At 61.8% G+C, this 18,110-nt stretch carries 12 protein-coding genes; 10 read left to right on the top strand and 2 right to left on the bottom strand.

Translation table 11 applies throughout. The features are described 5' to 3' along the window. The 7 genes from hemG (at position 1) to hemL (ending at position 7,953) form a co-directional block, all read left to right on the top strand. Positions 1-1,575: a protoporphyrinogen oxidase gene (gene hemG, locus D8M21_RS02305; protein ID WP_238650985.1), complete on the top strand. Its 1,575-nt coding sequence runs from the start codon at positions 1-3 to the stop codon at positions 1,573-1,575. Positions 1,576-1,661: 86 nt separating this feature from the next. Next, the gene (gene hemQ, locus D8M21_RS02310; protein ID WP_048680393.1) at positions 1,662-2,384 is read left to right on the top strand and encodes a hydrogen peroxide-dependent heme synthase; all 723 of its coding nucleotides are present in this window, start codon (positions 1,662-1,664) and stop codon (positions 2,382-2,384) included. After that, positions 2,381-3,700: a ferrochelatase gene (locus D8M21_RS02315; RefSeq protein WP_238650987.1), complete on the top strand. Its 1,320-nt coding sequence runs from the start codon at positions 2,381-2,383 to the stop codon at positions 3,698-3,700. Before hemQ ends, D8M21_RS02315 begins: the two co-directional genes overlap by 4 nt. Further along, positions 3,697-4,674, top strand: coding sequence for a hydroxymethylbilane synthase (gene hemC, locus D8M21_RS02320; RefSeq protein WP_126855628.1), 978 nt, complete (start codon positions 3,697-3,699; stop codon positions 4,672-4,674). The genes D8M21_RS02315 and hemC overlap by 4 nt, the downstream gene beginning before the upstream one ends. Beyond that, the gene (locus tag D8M21_RS02325; protein WP_161970367.1) at positions 4,671-5,558 is read left to right on the top strand and encodes a uroporphyrinogen-III synthase; all 888 of its coding nucleotides are present in this window, start codon (positions 4,671-4,673) and stop codon (positions 5,556-5,558) included. Before hemC ends, D8M21_RS02325 begins: the two co-directional genes overlap by 4 nt. Then, positions 5,542-6,576: a porphobilinogen synthase gene (hemB, locus tag D8M21_RS02330; protein WP_048680376.1), complete on the top strand. Its 1,035-nt coding sequence runs from the start codon at positions 5,542-5,544 to the stop codon at positions 6,574-6,576. The genes D8M21_RS02325 and hemB overlap by 17 nt, the downstream gene beginning before the upstream one ends. Positions 6,577-6,621: 45 nt before the next feature. Next, on the top strand, positions 6,622-7,953 hold the full coding sequence (gene hemL / locus D8M21_RS02335; protein WP_126855630.1) for a glutamate-1-semialdehyde 2,1-aminomutase: 1,332 nt from the start codon (positions 6,622-6,624) through the stop codon (positions 7,951-7,953). Positions 7,954-8,061: 108 nt separating this feature from the next. Here the strand turns inward: hemL and D8M21_RS02340 are convergent, their stop codons facing one another. Then, entirely contained in the window at positions 8,062-8,787 is a 726-nt protein-coding gene (locus D8M21_RS02340) for a 3'-5' exonuclease (protein ID WP_048680370.1), read from the bottom strand. A 130-nt stretch (positions 8,788-8,917) separates the two neighbouring features. On the opposite strand from D8M21_RS02340, the gene D8M21_RS02345 reads away from it, so the two are divergent. Beyond that, positions 8,918-12,211 carry an ATP-dependent DNA helicase gene (locus D8M21_RS02345; RefSeq protein WP_238650990.1) on the top strand — a complete coding sequence of 1,098 codons (3,294 nt, stop codon included), beginning with the start codon at positions 8,918-8,920 and terminating at the stop codon, positions 12,209-12,211. Beyond that, the gene (locus D8M21_RS02350; protein ID WP_161970368.1) at positions 12,208-15,828 is read left to right on the top strand and encodes an ATP-dependent DNA helicase; all 3,621 of its coding nucleotides are present in this window, start codon (positions 12,208-12,210) and stop codon (positions 15,826-15,828) included. Before D8M21_RS02345 ends, D8M21_RS02350 begins: the two co-directional genes overlap by 4 nt. Here the strand turns inward: D8M21_RS02350 and D8M21_RS02355 are convergent, their stop codons facing one another. Continuing rightward, positions 15,829-16,983 carry a phosphotransferase gene (locus D8M21_RS02355; RefSeq protein ID WP_065424262.1) on the bottom strand — a complete coding sequence of 385 codons (1,155 nt, stop codon included), beginning with the start codon at positions 16,981-16,983 and terminating at the stop codon, positions 15,829-15,831. 146 nt (positions 16,984-17,129) lie between these two features. Here D8M21_RS02355 and nudC point away from each other — a divergent pair, with 146 nt between their 5' ends. Next, a complete protein-coding gene (gene nudC / locus D8M21_RS02360; protein WP_126855632.1) occupies positions 17,130-18,101 on the top strand; it encodes an NAD(+) diphosphatase in 972 nt (323 codons plus the stop codon). Positions 18,102-18,110: the final 9 nt, after the last annotated feature.

The following is an 18,110-nucleotide window of genomic DNA, read 5'->3' on the forward strand; positions in this document are numbered from 1 at the left end:
ATGGCATCATCACCCGACAACAGCACCCAGGCCGGCGCCCGGACCATGAATCATGGCCCGCGGGCGTCGATGAGCGGATCTTCCCCGGAGCCGGAACCTAAGGTGCATCAACCTTTGCGTACGGCTCGTACCGCGTTGGTTGTTGGGGGTGGCGTCTCTGGTTTGCTGGCGGCGAGGGAGCTGGCAGAACGGGGCTTGCGCGTGGTGGTCACCGAAGCCCGCGACCATTTCGGGGGTGCCGTGGGTGCCCATCAGGTTGCCGGAATTGTTCTGGACTCCGGAGCTGAGTCGTACGCGACCCGAAATGGCTCCGTCGAGAACCTGATTTCTGACCTTGGCCTCACCGACTTGCGAACCACCCCGGACGAATACGGCTCGTGGTTGTACCTCCCGAATGGTCCTACCCGCATGCCTTCCTCGGGTATTCTCGGTATCCCCGCCAACCCTCAGGATCCCGAACTTCGAGGGACGCTGACGACCATGGGCCGCCGTCGCGCGAGCATGGACCGTCACCTACCGCCGACCGTAGGCACGCATCAACGTACCCTCGGCGGACTCGTCCGAGCCCGCATGGGACAACAAATCGTGGACCGGTTGGTTGCGCCCGTGACGATGGGCATCCACTCGACGCATCCGGATGAGCTCGACGTCGACACGGTGGCGCCTGGTCTCCGAGAAGGTATCAAGACGTATGGGTCCCTCGGAGCCTCTGCGGCGGTGCTGCGGTCAAACGCACCTGCCGGAACCCAGGTGGGCAGTCTGGTCGGTGGCATGAATCAGTTGTCGGAGGCTTTGGTGCAAGACCTCACGAAGAGAGGCGTGCGCCTCTTCGCGGGGTGCGATGTGATCGCCATCGACCGCGACGAGGTGACACAGAGTTGGATCGCGATCCGACGTCAAGAAGGGTCTGCGGGCAAACGCGCCGGCCTGACGGCCGATGTCTTGGTCCTCGCGACGGACGGCCCAACGGCAGTGCGATTGCTGGGACCCCATTTGGATAGTGACCTCCTCCCTGACGTACGTCGCGGACCGGAAATTGCCCTGGTCACACTCGTGGTGGACGCTCCCGTGTTGAATACCCCGCCTCGGGGGACAGGCGTCTTGGTCAGCGACCAGGTGCGCAATGTGCGGGCCAAGGCGTTGACTCATGCCTCCGCCAAGTGGCGTTGGATCGCCGAGAGAGTTGGCGAGAACCGTCATGTCTTGCGGCTCTCCTACGGACGAGGTCACACCTCCGAGGGACAGTCCATTACGGAACTCACTCTTTCCGACGAACAACTCATGAGCCTGGCCCTGCACGATGCCTCGCGCATCATGGGCACCAGCTTGGGACGGAAGCATCTCATCGATGCCGACGTCGTCCGCTGGAAGTCGGCGATGCCCAAGGTCTCGATCGGCCACAAAGAAAAGGTCACGTCTTTTCGGAAGAGTCTTTCGACGCTCAACCGGGTCGCTGCGGTGGGGGCCTGGCTGTCTGGTACGGGCCTCGCCTCGCTGGTCCCCGATACGCGTGCTGCCATCGAAGAGCTCGATCTTGAGCCCGGCGACGTCGAAACGTCGGGACACCACCGCTAAACGCCTCGGGTTCGCCAGGACCCGCACCGTTTGAAACTGAATGCGTCCCGAGGATGGGGCGCCGTGACTGAAAGGACACATCAGCAATGACTGAGCACAATACGGAAAGCGTCTCCGGAAACTCCAGGGCCGCTACCGGCGATGATCGCCTCTACTATGCGCTCTACACCGTTTTCGCTCGTCGTGGTTCAGAAGCTGACGTCTCAGAGAGCCAGGCCGACGTCGACGAACTGAACCAGACCTTGCAGGGCCTCGAGGCACAGGGCGTAACCGTCCGAGGCCTCTACGACGTTTCCGGCATGCGGGCGAACGCCGACGTGATGGTATGGACACACGGCGAGAATCCTGAGGATCTCCAAGCGGCCGTGCGTCAGCTGCGTCGCACCCGAGCGCTTTCACGTACCGACATCGTCTGGTCCACCATGGGCGTGCACCGCGACGCGGAGTTCACTCGTAACCACGCACCATCCTTCGCCAAGGGCATCGACCCCGAGGCGTGGGTCTGCGTGTACCCGTTCGTTCGGTCCTGGGACTGGTATTACATGGACGAGAAGCACCGGTCCGAAATGCTCAAGAATCACGGGATGAAGGGCCGCGACTACCCACAGGTTTTGGCGAACACCATCGCAACGTTCGCCCTCAACGATTATGAGTGGGTTTTGGCCTTGGAGGCCCCGGAGCTCGTGGATCTCGTGGACTTGATGAGGCATTTCCGGAACACCGAGGCGAGGCTTCACGTGCGGGAGGAGACGCCGTTCTACACGGGTCGTCGTATCGATGCTGCCGAAGCTATCGAGGTCCTTCGATGAGCCAATTCGACACCGCCCCGATTCCCAATCGGACGGATCCGGAAAATACGGCGACCAATGGTCCGAGCACCCTGGACGCGACCACCGACATGGTCTCCGAGCGGAGCATCGACCGCCCCCGGGCACAGGCTCCCGAGGACTACGACGCCATCATTCTGTCCTCCTTCGGCGGGCCCGAGGGACAGGACGATGTCATCCCGTTCTTGCGTAATGTGACTGCCGGTCGTGGCATTCCGGACGAACGACTCGAAGAAGTGGCCACCCACTACCGGGCCAACGGAGGCGTGAGCCCGATTAACGAGCAGAACCGTCGTCTTCTCGAGGCACTCCGAGCAGAGCTGGACGAGCACGGCCCACATGTGCCGGTCTTGTGGGCCAACAGAAACTGGTCGCCGTACGTCGCTGACGTGGTGAAAGATGCTCACGAGCGGGGTTACCGCAAGTTGCTGGTCTTGGCGACGAGCGCGTATCCAGGCTATTCGAGTTGCCGTCAGTATCGGGAGGACTATGGCGTTGCCCTCGAAGAACTGGGACTCACGGGAGAGATGCAGGTCGACAAGCTCCGGCAGCATTACGATGCCCCCGGCTTCATCGAGTCTTTCGTTGACGGGCTCACGTCGGGGCTGCGGGAGGTCCGCACCAAGATCGCTGAGGCGTCGAAGGTTGCCGCAGGTCATGACCGGATCCGCATCGTCTTTTGTACCCACTCGATCCCGACGACGGCTGCCAACGAGGCCGGCCCGCGAGGCGTGGAGTATGAGGGTGGTTCGGCCTACGTTGAGAAACACCTCGAAGCTGCGCGGGCAATCTTGCGGGGAGTCGAGGCAGTAGATTCACATTTGCTCGAAAACTGCGACTGGGAATTGGCCTATCAGTCCCGGTCGGGCTCGCCGTCCACTCCATGGCTGGAGCCCGATATCAACGATGCTCTCGAGGCGTTAAAGGGCACGGTCGACGGCGTCGTCATTGTTCCGCTCGGATTCGTCTCCGACCATATGGAGGTCAAATGGGACTTGGATACCGAAGCGATGGAGACCTGCGACGAGCTGGGCATCCTGGCCGTCCGCGTTCCGACGCCAGGGACGCACCCTGCGTACGTGCGTTCCTTACGAGATCTCATCGCGGAACGCCACACGGAAACCGCCACCTCGCGGGATCCTCGAATTCTCGAGGAGGCCAGGCCCTCCGCGTGCGGTGGCAAAGGCTGGTTTGACCGGTGCGATCCTGACTGTTGCCTTCCCGCGCGGGCGGCCGCGCGAAAGCCTGTCATCGCCGAATACGACGGATCCGTTCGAGAGGAAACCACCACCGTATGAGTCCCGTTTTGGTCGGCACACGAGCCTCGACTCTGGCCACGACGCAGTCACAGCACGTTGCAGACCTGCTGACCGCAGCCGGCGTTCCCGCGGAGCTCGTGACGGTGACTACCACCGGTGACGTCACCTCGGGTCCGCTGGCGCAGCTCGGGGGCACCGGGGTCTTCGCGGCAGCGCTCCGCCAGCAGCTGCTGGAGGGTGATGTTGATCTGGCCGTGCACTCGTTGAAGGATTTGCCGACGAAAGACCTCTTCGACGGGAAACTATCGTTGGCATATCCGCCCCGAGAGGATCCTCGGGACGCTTTGGTGGGCCGCGACGGGCTCAAGCTTGACGACCTGCCGGAAGGCGCGACCATCGGTACCGGATCGCCCCGCCGTGCCGCGCAGAGTCGCGCGATACGTCCGGACTGCACCGTAACCGACATTCGCGGCAACGTCGGTACGCGGCTGTCCCGAGTTCGAGGCCTGGAACATTTCGCCTCGCGAGATTCGGGAGTTGGCCGGGGAACCCACGGCGACCTCGATGCCGTGGTACTTGCCGCGGCGGGCCTTCGACGTCTTGGTCTGGCCGACGTCGCGACCGAGTTCCTCGAGGTCGATCGAGTTCTGCCGGCCGCCGGTCAGGGATGCCTCGCGATTGAGTACCGTACAGGGGATACTCCTGACGACGTTCTCCAAGCAATGTCCGTCATCGAGGATGCCTCGACCAAGATCGCCGTGATCGCGGAGCGCTCGTTGCTGCTGAGGCTCGAGGCTGGTTGTGCCGCACCGATTGGAGCGCATGCGGAAATCCACGATAACGAGCTCATCCTCGATGCCGTGGTTGCGCATCCTCGGGGAACCGAATCTTTGAGGGAGCGCGGTCAGGCCGCGAATGCCTCGGTCGAATCCGCCGTTCAGCTCGGCACGGAGGTCGCCGAACTTCTCCTGGAGCGCGGCGCCGGACGATTCACGGAGTTGACCCTGGATTGAGCGGCGTCGGGAGCCGAAACACCGGGCGCACGGGAACCCCACGGGTGCTGGTCACCCGTGGGCCTGAGCGGGCCGGGCCGCTCGTCGATCTCTTGCGGGAATACGGCGTGGAACCGGTCTTGTCCCCGCTCCATGAGGCCCGCCCCGTTAGTGGTGATGGTTTCAAGATCGCACTCGAATCCATCACCGGTGGTCCCTATGACGTCCTCACACTGACTAGCGCCAATGGCGTTTGGGGCTTGGTGGATGTCTGCCGGAGGGCCCCCGGGGGCACGGATTTTCGAGAAATCGCTGGATCCGTGTGGTGCGTGGGCCCCGCGACTCGAACCGCAGCCATCGAGGCAGGCTTGGGTGAGCCCCGGACCGCGTCCACACACCGTGGCCAGGGAATGGTCGCCGAACTCAAACAGTTCTTGGGAGAGGAACCGGGGAGGTCCATTCTGTGCGTTCAAGGGCGCCCTGCCCGTCCGGAGCTTGGCGACGGATTGCGAGCGGCTGGACACCACGTGACCGACGCCGTTGTTTATGAGAGGCGGCCGTATCCCGTAGACACACCGCTGATCCCGCGCCCTGAACCGACGGCAGAAAGCCCCATTGTTGTGGGCCGCTCCGAAACGGCAGATTACGTGGCCAACGGAATGATTTCTGCGGTGATTGCGACTTCTCCCAAACTCTTGGAGGCCCTGTGCTCCTTAGGAAACCTGACGGTTCCGGTGGTGTGTATAGGAGCCACGACCGCCGCCGTCGCGAAAAAACGTGGAGTGAATTTTGTGACGTCCCAGGGCACGAAACCTGAGGACTTGGCACGATCCGTCGCCGAGATCTTGAGCCTTGAGCACAACGAACGTAGTAGGAGAGAAAGTAGTGATGAACGTGAAGTATGACGCAACGCGACAAGGACTTGACCTCACCCGCCGACCGCGGAGGCTCAGAAACTCGGCCGCCATGCGAGATATCGTCGCGGAAACCCGCCTGCACGCTGAGGACCTGATCCAGGTTCTGTTCGTGCGGGACGGCATCGATGAGCCAGTTGAGATCACCTCCATGCCGGGCCAGTACCAGCACACGCTCGAGTCCCTGGTCAATGCGGTTCACGAGGCCGTAGACGCTGGGGTGAAGTGCGTTGACCTCTTTGGCGTCCCGCGTGACGAGGACAAAGACGCCGAAGGATCGGTGGCATGGGATCCTCAGGGGATTCTGAACCGGGCTATCCGCGCCGTGCGTGACGAATTCGGTGACCGAGTGATCGTCATGGCTGACACGTGCCTCGACGAATTTACCGATCATGGCCATTGCGGTCCGATCGTGAAGAGCCCGACTGGCGACGTCGTGGTGGACAACGACCGCAGCGTGGAACTGTACGAGCGCATGGCCGTGGCCCAAGCGCAGGCGGGTGCCCATGTCGTCAGCCCTTCAGGAATGATGGATGGTCAGATCGCGGGCATCCGCTCGGCACTGGACTCGCAAGGCTTCGAGGACGTCTCCATCATGGCGTACTCCGCCAAATACGCCTCTGCCTTCTTCGGGCCTTTCCGTGACGCCGTCGGCTCCTCATTGCAAGGCGACCGAAAGACTTACCAACAAGACCCTGCCAATCGGCGTGAGTCCCTTTTGGAGACCCAGCTCGACCTGGACGAGGGCGCGGACATGGTCATGGTCAAGCCCGCCATGTCCTACCTGGATATCGTGCGGGAAGTTGCGGATTTTTCCCCCGTGCCCGTTGCCGCTTACCAAGTCTCGGGCGAGTACGCGATGATTGAGGCCGCGGCCGCCAATGGATGGGTCGACCGTCAACGGCTCATCCTTGAGATTCTGACCGGCATTCGTCGGGCCGGCGCTGATGTGATCTTCACGTACTACGCAACCGAAGTCGCGGGCTGGCTTGCGGCGGGACAGCGCTAAGCACCGACCGCCCGAAACTAAACAAACCAATTGCAGGAGGACGACGTGACCGTCTCAGAAGAATTATTTGATCGTTCGCGCCGGGTGATTCCCGGTGGAGTGAACTCGCCGGTGCGCGCGTTCAACTCGGTCGGTGGGGTGCCACCGTTCATTGTCGATGCGGATGGCCCGTATGTCCGGGATGCGGATGGCCGTGAATACGTGGACCTGGTGGGTTCTTGGGGGCCGGCATTGCTGGGCCACAAATACGAGCCGGTCATCGAAGCGGTCCATGCGGCGGTCGACCACGGCTTGTCCTTTGGCGCCAGTACGGTGGGGGAGGCCGAACTTGCCGAGACGGTCGTCGACCGGATCAATCGTGCCGCCGGAGACGGCAACGCGATCGATCAGCTCCGACTGGTCTCTACTGGTACCGAGGCCACGATGACCTCGATCCGTTTGGCACGCGGCTACACGGGTCGCGACAAAGTCATCAAATTCGCTGGTTGCTATCACGGCCATGTCGATGCCCTCTTGTCGGAAGCAGGGTCGGGTGTTGCCACACTGTCTCTGCCCGGATCGGCTGGGGTTACGGCGGCGACGACGGCGGAAACCATCGTTCTGCCCTATAACGACCTCGACGCCGTGCGGACCGCTTTCGAGAAGTTCCAGGGCGAGATCGCGGCGGTGATCACCGAAGCGGCTCCTTGCAACATGGGTGTGGTGACCCCGAACGAGGGCTTCAACGCAGGCCTGCGGAGCCTGACCCAAGAACACGGTGCCCTCATGATTTTCGACGAGGTCCTGACCGGATTCCGTGCTTCCTCGGCCGGATATTGGGGTCTCACCTCGGGAGACGAGAGCGGATGGGCCCCGGACATTTTCACCTTCGGCAAAGTGATCGGCGGCGGCATGCCCATTGCTGCTCTGGGCGGACGACGCGAAATCATGGAGTACTTGGCACCCACCGGCCCCGTGTATCAGGCGGGCACTCTGTCAGGAAATCCGCTGTCCGTGGCGGCAGGCATCGCGACGCTCCGTCACGCGACGGGCCAGACCTACGCCACTATTGACCGGGCCTCACATGAGCTTCGTCGGGAAATCGGGGCTGCCCTGGAAGCTGAAGGAGTCGACTACTCGATTCAGACCGCTGGCAACATTTTCTCGCTGGCTTTTGGTACGGGCCGCAATGGCGTCCACAATTACGACGACATTAAGGCATCCGAGTCATATCGATACTCGGCGTTCTTCCACTCGATGTTGGACGCGGGCGTTTACCTGGCGCCGTCGCCGTTCGAGGCGTGGTTCCTCTCGTCAGCCCACGACGACGCCGCGATGGATCGCATCGTTTCGGCGCTTCCGGCCGCGGCTCGAGCGGCCGCCGGTGCAAACCGTTAAATCAGTAGGTGTGGAGGGCCCAGGGCACCGTCTTATTCCGGACGGTGACCTGGGCTTCTCTGTTTCTGGCCAGCATGACTCGTGAAGCCGGTAGACCGAAGTGCTTAGCTATGTGTGCCGTTCGCGCTCGGGCTGGACAGGCCAGTCGCCATTGACCGTGGTCTGCTTGCCGATCTTGTCGAAATAGGCCTGCAGGTCCGCGGCCTGTTCCTTAGCCCACGAGATTTGGTGTTCGTGGAGCTCCCCGGCGGGCAGATCGAGTTTGGGGTATTTTTGGGTCATGGCGGTCGCCAATCGCTCCGTGGCCAGGCAATCCGCGGCTGACGTGTGTGCGTTGTCCAAGACGACGCCGTATTCCTCGCAGAGGTTGGTCAGCGTGCGTTTTCCTTTGTGATACTTGTCGACCTTCTTGTTGAACACCAACGGGTCGAGTACGGGGAAAGGAGCCAATTCCGGAAGCTCGAAGCGGCGGAGTTCACGGTCCAGGACCGTGAAGTCATAGACGGCATTGAACGCGAAAATCGGGACTCCGTCGGAGAATAAGCCCCCGATGGCCGACGCCAACTCGTAGACGACCTGTTTCAGGGGCGCCCCGTGTTCCTGGGCGTATTCGGTGGAGATGCCGTGAACGGCCGCGGCCTCTTCAGGAATGGGAACCCCCGGGTCCGCGAGCCATTCCCCGTGCCGTAGCACCGTTCCATCCGGCCCAACCAGAATCAACGAAGCGGTGACGATCCGAGCAGTTCTCGGATTGGGCCCGGTGGTTTCCAAGTCGAAGGTCGCGCGTGGCCCTTGGGTCCACGGGCGTGCGGCGCTGGTGTTGTGGATCGTCATGGGTCCACCGTACCCGGAACTGGGACGTGGAAGCCCATGAATCCGTCGGAAGGGAGAACGGGCGGCAGGCACGCGGCTCACCCCGCGTCGAAGTCCCTAACTTGTCAGTCCCGCGTGGTGTGATGGTTCTATGAGCCCTCAGAATCAGCAGCCATCAGCACCCGAGCGCATGCATTCTGCGCCGTCGGCCGCCGGAGCGGTTCTGGTCGTTGGTCCTCCCGGTAGCGGCCGAACCGAGACTTTGATCCAGCGCGCCCGTGAATATGTCACGCATGCTGGATCGGCGGGTGCCGCCGAGGAAATCCTCATGCTGGCGCCAACTCGGGCTTCGGCCGACGGACTCCGAGACAGATTCTCCGAGGCTATTGGAGCTGCCGTTTCGACGCCCCCTGCACGGGCGTGGCATTCGTACGCATTCGACATCCTTCGCCGGGCACATGCCGAAGGGTTGCTTCCCGGGGTCTCTACGGAACCGCGGCTTCTGGCTGGTCCGGAACAAGATGTCCTGATCGGCGAGATGCTCGAAGCGCACGCGCGGGGCCTAGGGTCCGCTCCCGATTGGCCCGCTGAGCTCCACGAGGCCATCGGTACGAGGGGTTTCCGGCGGGAAATTCGAGAATTTTTGGATCGGTGCGCCGAATTCGATCTGTCGTCGGATCACGTACGCGAGCTAGGGCTCTCACTGAACCATCCCGAGTGGGTCGCTGCGGCAGACTTTCGGGCCGAATACGACCAATTGCGGCGTCTCCGAATGCCTCAGGCTTTTGACCCCTCCGCTTTGATCCACGAGGCCGCTTCCTTCGTCGAAAGCCACCCCGATTTTGTGCGGCGGGAGCACGAGAGGATTCGGTTGGTCCTGGTGGATGACCTCCAAGAAGCCACGCCAGCCATCCTCCGCTTGCTCTCGGCTCTCGCACCGGCGGCTGCCACGAGGCCGCCGGAAATCCTGATGACGGCCTGCACCGATACCGTGGTCCAAGGATTCCGTGGGGCGCGGCCCGAAATGCTCTCGGAGCTCGACGAGCGATTGCCTGCCTATTCACGGTTGGAAGTCCGACAGGCATCTGCACAATACCGACTCCCTCCGGTGATTGCGGCGGCGGTGCGGCGCATCGGCGAACGAGTTCCGGTGGTCGCTCACGCCCGTCACGAACGCGAGTTGCCTGCCGTTCCAGAGGCCGTGGCCCGCGAATCCGAAGCGTCGCTGAATATCGTGTTGACACCGAGTACTCAGCACGAACTTCGGCTCATTTCGCAGGGGATCCTCGAAGAACATATTCGGGGAGGCCGCCCCCTGGCCGACATGGCCGTCATAGTTCGTGACGGATCATCCTTGGCAGCCGTCAAACGGCACCTGGAATCGGACGGAATTCCCGTGACGGTTCCCGTGGCCGAGACGCCAGTCCGGGAAGAACCCGCCGTACGGCCCTTTCTGGATGCCTTGTGGCTTGCCAGTGGCGAGCCAGGAGATACCGGAATTACCCAGGCGCTGAGTCTCCTGACCTCGAGGCTGGGAGGAGCGAGTCCCAACCGTATTCGTCGCATTCGGCAAGCCCTTCGGTCCGATGAACTCCGCCGGGGCGGCCATCGTTCGAGCGATGAATTGATGGTGGAAGCGCTGAATCGTGAACCCGAAAGGGGCACCGATTCCGCGCTGGGAGTGGATCAACGGGAGCCTCGGGGAACTCTGCGTCATGGTGAGGATCCTCTGGAACGGATACGTCGTGTGCTCAGCGCCGGACGACGCGCGATGAGCGAGCCCGGGGCCACCGCCGACTCGGTGTTGTGGGCATTATGGGAAGCTAGCGGGCTTGCCTCGGTATGGCGACGTGCGGCCCAAGGATCAGGCCCGGCGGCCCAGCGAGCCAACCGAGATCTCGATGCGATGCTGGGCTTGTTTGAAGCAGCCGAACGATTTGTCGATCAGCAACCGGGGGCTGGCGCTCGGGAATTTTTGGAGTACATCGATAGCCAAGATCTCCCCATGGATACGCTGGCGCCTCGTACACCTGGCCGAGCCGCGGTTTCACTGACGACTCCCGCTTCTGCAGCGGGGCGCGAATGGGATTGGGTGCACGTTGCCAAAGTTCAGCAGGGTTCGTGGCCGAACACCACTCTTCGAGGCGGGCTCTTGAGCACGCCGGAACTGTCCGACGTCGTGCTTCTCGGCGTCGAACAGGCCCAACGCATGACTCGACGCGTGCGTCTGCGGGAGACCCGCTACGACGAACTCAGAATGTTCGCAACGGCCATCAGCCGAAGCCGATCACGGCTGATCGTCAGCGCGGTCACTGATGAGGAAGAAGAACCGAGCGAATTCCTCGATATCGTCGACCCGCTACGCATGGTGGATCTTGAGCCTGTTCGGGTACGCCGGCCCATGACACTGAGGGGGCTGATCGCTGAATTGCGTCGGTCGGCGCAGTCCACAGAGAACCCCGTCAAGGCCGAGCAAGCTGCCCGGCAGCTGGCTCGCATCGCGCGGGAATCGACAGAATCGGGGGAGCCCGCCATATCTGGGGCCCATCCCCGGGATTGGTGGGGGCTGTTGCCCCTGTCGTCACAGGCAGAGGCTTTGAATCCCCATGAACCGGTCACTCTATCCCCATCGAGACTCGAATCCATTGCATCGTCTCCGTTGGATTGGTTCGTCAGCGCCTCAGGGGCGGAGGCGGCCACCGACAGCTCTCGTTCCTTGGGAACGCTCATTCACGAAATAGCCCAGGATTTTCCGGAGGCACCAAGTCACGAATTACGCGCGGAACTCGACCGGAGATTCGCCACCCTGGGATTACCGGAAACGTGGGAAACAGACATTCTTTATCAACGGGCCGTTCGGATGCTGGAGAAATTTGCCGCGTATGCGGTCGACGTTCGACTGAAATTCGGTAGACGGCTTGCGGGCGTTGAGGGCTCCTTTAGCGTTCTCGTGCCGGGCCCGGCACGAGACGCGATCCTGACGGGACGTGTGGACCGGCTGGAGGTCGACGAGCTTGGCCGATTTGTCGTGATCGATCTCAAGACGGGTAAATCTGCTCCATCCCGCAAAGAGTTGGAACGCCACCCGCAATTGGCGGCATATCAGGTGGCTCTCGACGCCGGAGTCGGGCCCCACATGGCGGACGCATCCTCGGAACCGGAGACCTTGACCTTGAAAGGTGCGTCGTTGACTCACCTGTCGGGTGGGGCCGCATTGGTCCAGCTAGGCACCGGAACCAAGGGATACGGCGTGCAGGAGCAAGCGCCGCTCGTTGCGGAAGATTCCTGGGCCGTTGAGCTCGTGCAGCGCTGCGCGGAACTCATTGCGCATTCGCGATTCCAAGCACGTCACGACGACGCCGCCTCGGGTCCTTTTTCCCGCGGATGTCGGCTCCCCGAAATTTGCCCGTTGTGTTCTGCAGGAAGGCAGGTCACCCAACCGTGAACGACCAGATGCTCACAAGTTCACCGCGTTATAGCCCGGAAGATATCGCTCGCGCGCTCCAACAGCCTCTACCAACCCCCGAGCAGTCAGAGATCATCAGTGCCGACCTCTCACCGCGACTGGTCATCGCGGGTGCAGGCTCTGGGAAAACCGCAACCATGGTGGATCGCGTCGTGTGGCTCGTCGTCAACGGCGTCGTTCGCCCGGACGAAGTGCTGGGCGTGACCTTTACCAAGAAGGCGGCGGCCGAGCTACGTCACCGAATGATCCACCGATTAGCGGCATTGCGGGAGGCGGGACTGTACGAACCCGTTGCCGATGCCGACGAGCCCACTCTGGACCCCACAATCAGTACGTACCACTCGTACGCAAAATCGATCGTTTCTGACTACGGTCTCCGCATCGGGATAGAAAAGGACGCGGCGCAACTCGGCCCATCCCAGTGCTTCCAACTGGCTGCTCAAATTGTCGAGCATTGGGAAGGGGAACTGCCCACGACCATCCCCGCGGCATCGACCCTCGTCAAAGCCGTCATCAAGCTTTCCGGGGAGTGCGCGGAGCATCTCAAGACCCCGGCAGAAGTCGAGGCATACTGTGAGGAATCGCTGACCGTTCTTCGGGAGATGCCGAACACTCATCCCAAGCAACTGAAAAAAGAAGAGAAACTCCGCGGGACCCTCGTCGAAAAACTCGAGCAGAAATTGCTCGTGGCACGTCTCACCGAACGATATCGTCGCGTCAAAGAGGCCATGCAAGTGATGGATTTTGGGGACTTGCTCGCGTACGCCGCGACCATGGCGCGTGGCGTCGACAAGCTCGGCGAAGAACAGAGCGACATGTACCGCGTTGTTCTCTTGGACGAATTCCAAGATACGTCGCACGCGCAAATGGTGCTGTTTTCCAGCATCTTTGGGGGCGGCCACAGCGTGATGGCCGTCGGAGACCCCAAGCAATCCATCTATGGTTTCCGCGGCGCCTCTGAAGGCCAACTCTTCGATTTTTATCGATATTTTCCCTCAGATACTCCCGATCCGTCCTATTTGTCCGTTGCCTGGCGCAACGGGGCCCGGATCCTTGAGGCCGCGAACGACATCGCTCAGCCACTTTCCGAACGGCCCGAATGGGTGCGGTCTGCCCAAGGTTCTGCGGTGCCCCGTCTCAGGCCTCGACCGGATGCACCAGACGGCAGGGTTCTCGCGGGTGTATGGGAGACCGATCAAGCAGAAGCTGAGGCCATCGTCTCCAAGATCAAAGAACACCGTGATGACGCGGTGCGCGTGGGGGAGGGCCTTCCCACAGTGGCGGTTTTGTGCCGCGCCCGTCGGCACATGGAAACGGTTCGGTTGGAATGCGAACGGCAAGGCATCCCCTATCACGTCGTGGGTCTCGGGGGCCTCGTGGAAACCCCGGAAATCACCGACATGCTGGCCATCTTGAGAGTACTCTCAGACCCAAGTCGATCCGATGCCTTGATGCGATTGCTCGCCGGGGCACGATGGCGCATTGGTCCTCAGGACGCCATGGCACTCCATGACTGGGCGAGGTTTTTGGCACGACGCCGGGAGCGTGCCGTTCGTCTCGGTATACAGGAAGACCTCTCCACACCCGAAGGTTTGGTCGACGGCGAGGAGGACCTCGCTGGACCGGACGTCAGCAAAAGCGCTTCCACGGAAGCCAAGGAGCGGTTGGAAGAACTGCTCAAGGCCGGGCGGGAGGCCAGCGATGGGTCGAGCCTGATCGAAGCCCTTGAAACACTCCCAGCCGAGGGGTGGACATCCCGCGCAGGTCGAAGCCTTTCGTCGGAGGCTCGGGAGCGGCTCGGTCGCCTCCACCGAGAGTTGGAGGAATTGAGAGGTTTTCTCGGAGAAGACCTCACTTCTCTCCTGCACCACATAGAGCGGGTCACCATGCTCGATCTCGAGCTCACCTCAAAACCGGGGGCCGACCACCACGAGGCCCGCGCCAACCTCGACGCCTTCTACGAAGCGGTGGCCGAATACTGTTCGACGGCGCCGCGACTGGCGGCAAGTCTCGATGCGAGTGCCCACGCGAGGGTAGAGAGTGGTAGCGACGAACTCGTCATGCCGGACACTCAGGAGCACCGTTATACGGTGACGTCTTCGGCCACGGGAGTTACCGCCTTTCTGGCGTGGCTAGAGGCCGCAATCGCTGAAGAAGGCGGGCTTCCGTTGCCCGTCGGCGTGGCAGATCCCACGGCGGTGAACATCGTGACCGTTCACGGTTCTAAGGGCTTGGAATGGGATGAAGTGTATCTCCAAGGGATGGTTGAAGGCGGCTTTCCATCGCACACCGCGGACGCCTGGTACTCCGACCCGGGAGCCTTGCCCTGGGAACTGCGGGGCGACTCGGAGCACCTTCCCGTCTTGGACCTTCGAGCACGTTCCACTCAGGAGCTCGAAACATCGGGACTCACCTTCTCGGAACAGAATCTCGAGCGGACGATCGGAGAAGAGAGACGCTTGGCATATGTGGCCGTCACCCGGGCTCGAAACGTCGTCATGTTGAGTTCGAGCTGGTGGGGGCGGGCCAAAGCCAAGCCCTTTGAGACGTCTCGCTTCCTCGTAGAGATCACGGGGGAGGCGGCGTCTCCAGGAATTCGCGCCGAATGGTTGTCCGAGGCGCCGAAGCCAGAAGGCGGGGACGCTAACCCTCAGAGCGGCCGAATATTCGCGGCCCTCTGGCCATGGGACCCGCTAACACGGCCGTATGTCAGCGAGTGGGAATCTGAGGAAGACCTCAACGCAATGACAATGACCGCCGACCACGGAGAGAACATCCTCGACCCAGGGCCGGTTGCATCACGGCGTGACGAAGTACAACGGGCCGCGGATCGCGTGCTCGAGCACCTAACCGGCACGGGCGAGGCCAAAGCGCTCCCAGACGAAGCGACATCAGAGGATATGAAGCAGGCGGAAGACTGGGAGGAAGAAACCAATCTTTTGCTGGCCATGTACCGGGCGCGAGAGCAGCCGCAGCCCGAACTGGTCGTGCCGAAACACGTGAGTGCCTCTCTTCTGGTCGGATTGTCCCAGGACCCGGATAGGGTCTTGGAACAGCTGGAACGCCCCATGCCTCGTCGTCCAGAAGCAACGGCTCGATCGGGGACAAGGTTTCACGAATGGGTTGAGGAATACTACGGGTCTACGGGAATGTTGGACCTCGGTGAGGTCGAATCTGAGGAACTGGATCCCGTCGATTCGGATGTCGAAGAGCTGAAGGCACGCTTCCGGGAAAGCCCGTGGCACGACAGGCAACCGTGGGCTGTGGAGTATCCCTTAGAGACGCCGGTCGGCGGGTTCACGGTGCGAGGACGAATCGATGCTGTTTTTCGGTACGACGACGAGCTGGGAGAAACCCGCTGGGAACTCGTGGACTGGAAGACCGGCAAGGTGCCCCACGGCGTCGAGCTGGAGCACAAGTCGGTTCAGCTTGCCGTGTATCGGCTAGGGTTTTCCAAGCTTCACGACATCGATCTGGATCACGTCTCCGCATCCTTCTTTTACGTGGCACACGGAAAAACAGTGGTGCCACCACACATCTCCGGGGAAGACGACTTGGTCAGGATCTTGGATCGATTGAAGAGGCCGGAGCGGTGACTACGACCGTCCCTCGCGATTGCGATAATGACCCGAGGTCGGAACAGGTGTGGGCTCCTCAGAGGGCGCGTCAACGACCCGAGCCCTTGAGGATCCGCTGCCCGAAGCGACGGCCCCCACGAGCACTCCCACCGATGAGGTCGGCTGATCGTTACCTCGGTCAGACCTTGTCGATGTTTTGTCGGACGACGACTCGCTGTGGGCGCTCGTTCCATCCGTCGTCGGGCGCGTCGTGGGGGAGTCCAGGGCACCCGAGGCACGAAGGTCGCTTTCCAAATCCTCCAACATCGAGACGGCTTCCCGGATCGTGTCCTGGTCGCGCTGCTCCGTGGCACGAATCAGCCACTGAGCTATGGCGAATTCAGCGTGAAGGTATGCACGACGCAACAAATACCGGTCGGGAGCGTGCGGAAGCTGTACCGAATAGATCTCAATGATCGCGTCGGCAAATTCTTGGTCGGGGCAACTCATCAACCATGAGAAATCCAGTGCGGGGTCGCCCACGTGAAGGTCGTGCCAACCTCGAACCGCGGAAAGCCGCGTTCCATCCAAGACGATGTTGTCCTCGGAGAGGTCACCATGGACCACCGTCGGGCGGAACTGCCACATGTTTTCGTCTTCGAGCCAGGCTTCCCACCGCCGCAGGAGAGCGGAAGGCACTTTCCGGGTGCTGGCGGCACGGTCCAGCTCGGAGAGCATGCGCTTACGACATTGCTCATGGGAGTACATGGGCAGGTCGGCCTCTTGGACCAGCTCCGCAGGAAGTGTATGGATCGTCGCAATGACTTTGCCCAGCTGGGTGGAGAGCGGATCTCGTTCCGGCGTCACCACGTGGGACCGTCGGGCGAGTTCTTCAATATCGAGAACTTCCCCGGGGACCTCGGGGTACACGAAAGTTTGAAGCCCTTGGCTCGAGGCTGAACCAACCACGGTGGGAAGCTGGAAGGGCAGGCGTGCACGGAGCCCGGGCGAAAAAGAATGCAAAATCACATGCTCAGACTCGAGGCGCACACTGGCCTCGTGATTTTGAGGGGCCCGAACAATCCACCGCTGACGCGCAGAGTCGAGGACCACAGCGGACGCATAGTCCGGATTGTCTTCCTCGTACGGGGACGCGGCCACGGGGAAGAGGCCCGGCACTCCAGCCGAGGCCATAGCGGCTAACGTTAACGGTGTTAATTTCACCTGTTCAGAGTACAAGAGAGACATGGAAGCAAGCTGATCACGTGCCACCCCGTTTAGTAACACAGCCCATACCTCCTCTCGGTGAAGATCTGTTGGGAACCTATCCGATTCGCCGCATGGGAGACGAGGCGCCCCGCCGAGTCACCATGGATTCAGCCCTGAGCGATCAGGCGTCGCGTGTCCTTCTGATTGATGGGGGCCGTGCTCGGGTTCGGTGGGATTCCACCGATCACGCTGAGCTGGTGTGGGGAACCATCAACGAGAACCACGACGTCGTCGCCTATCTTGGACTGGACGACGACGCATGTCACCTGCTCCTTGCCCGGCCGGCGCGACATGCAACGGAAGATCTCCAAGCTGGAGACCCCTGGCCGGAAGCGTCGGATGCCGGTGACGCGGAGAAGGACAGCGAATCATCGTGGCTGGGGTTACGCGAAGCCGCTCCCGTTTTGAGTCGGCACGACAGCACCTGGTTGAGCGTCGGTTTGGCCTTGATGAACTGGCATGACGCCAATGCCTTTTGCCCGGCGTGCGGGTCAACGACGACCCCAGATCCGGGCGGATGGTCGCAAACGTGTGATGCTGAGGGACGGGAAATTTTCCCCCGAACGGATCCGGCGGTGATCTGCGCCGTCGTTCACACAGACGAAGAATCCGTCGACCGTTTGCTTCTGGGGAATTCAGCGGCTTGGCCGGAGGATAGATATTCAACCTTTGCGGGTTTCGTCGAAGCGGGAGAGTCTCTCGAAGCCGCGATCGGTCGAGAAGTCTACGAAGAGTCATCGGTAGACATCGACCACGCCGAATACCTGGGGTCGCAACCGTGGCCCTTTCCGAGATCGCTCATGGTCGGGTTCATGGCACATGCAGCGAGTCTGAATACTGCGGCCGCCGATGGAACGGAAATCCGACGGGTCCGATGGTTCACCAGGGACGAGCTCACGGAGGCGCTACATCGAGGTGAGGTGACTCTCCCGGACGAAACCTCCATCGCGCACCACCTCATTGCTGCTTGGTTTGGCGAGTCATTACCAACAAAGAAGACCGTCTTGGGACGAGCCGGGACCGAGAAAGGAAGCGAAAACTGAGAACTGAAG

This window comes from Kocuria sp. HSID16901, from assembly GCF_003989425.1.
Classification (GTDB): domain Bacteria; phylum Actinomycetota; class Actinomycetes; order Actinomycetales; family Micrococcaceae; genus Rothia; species Rothia massiliensis.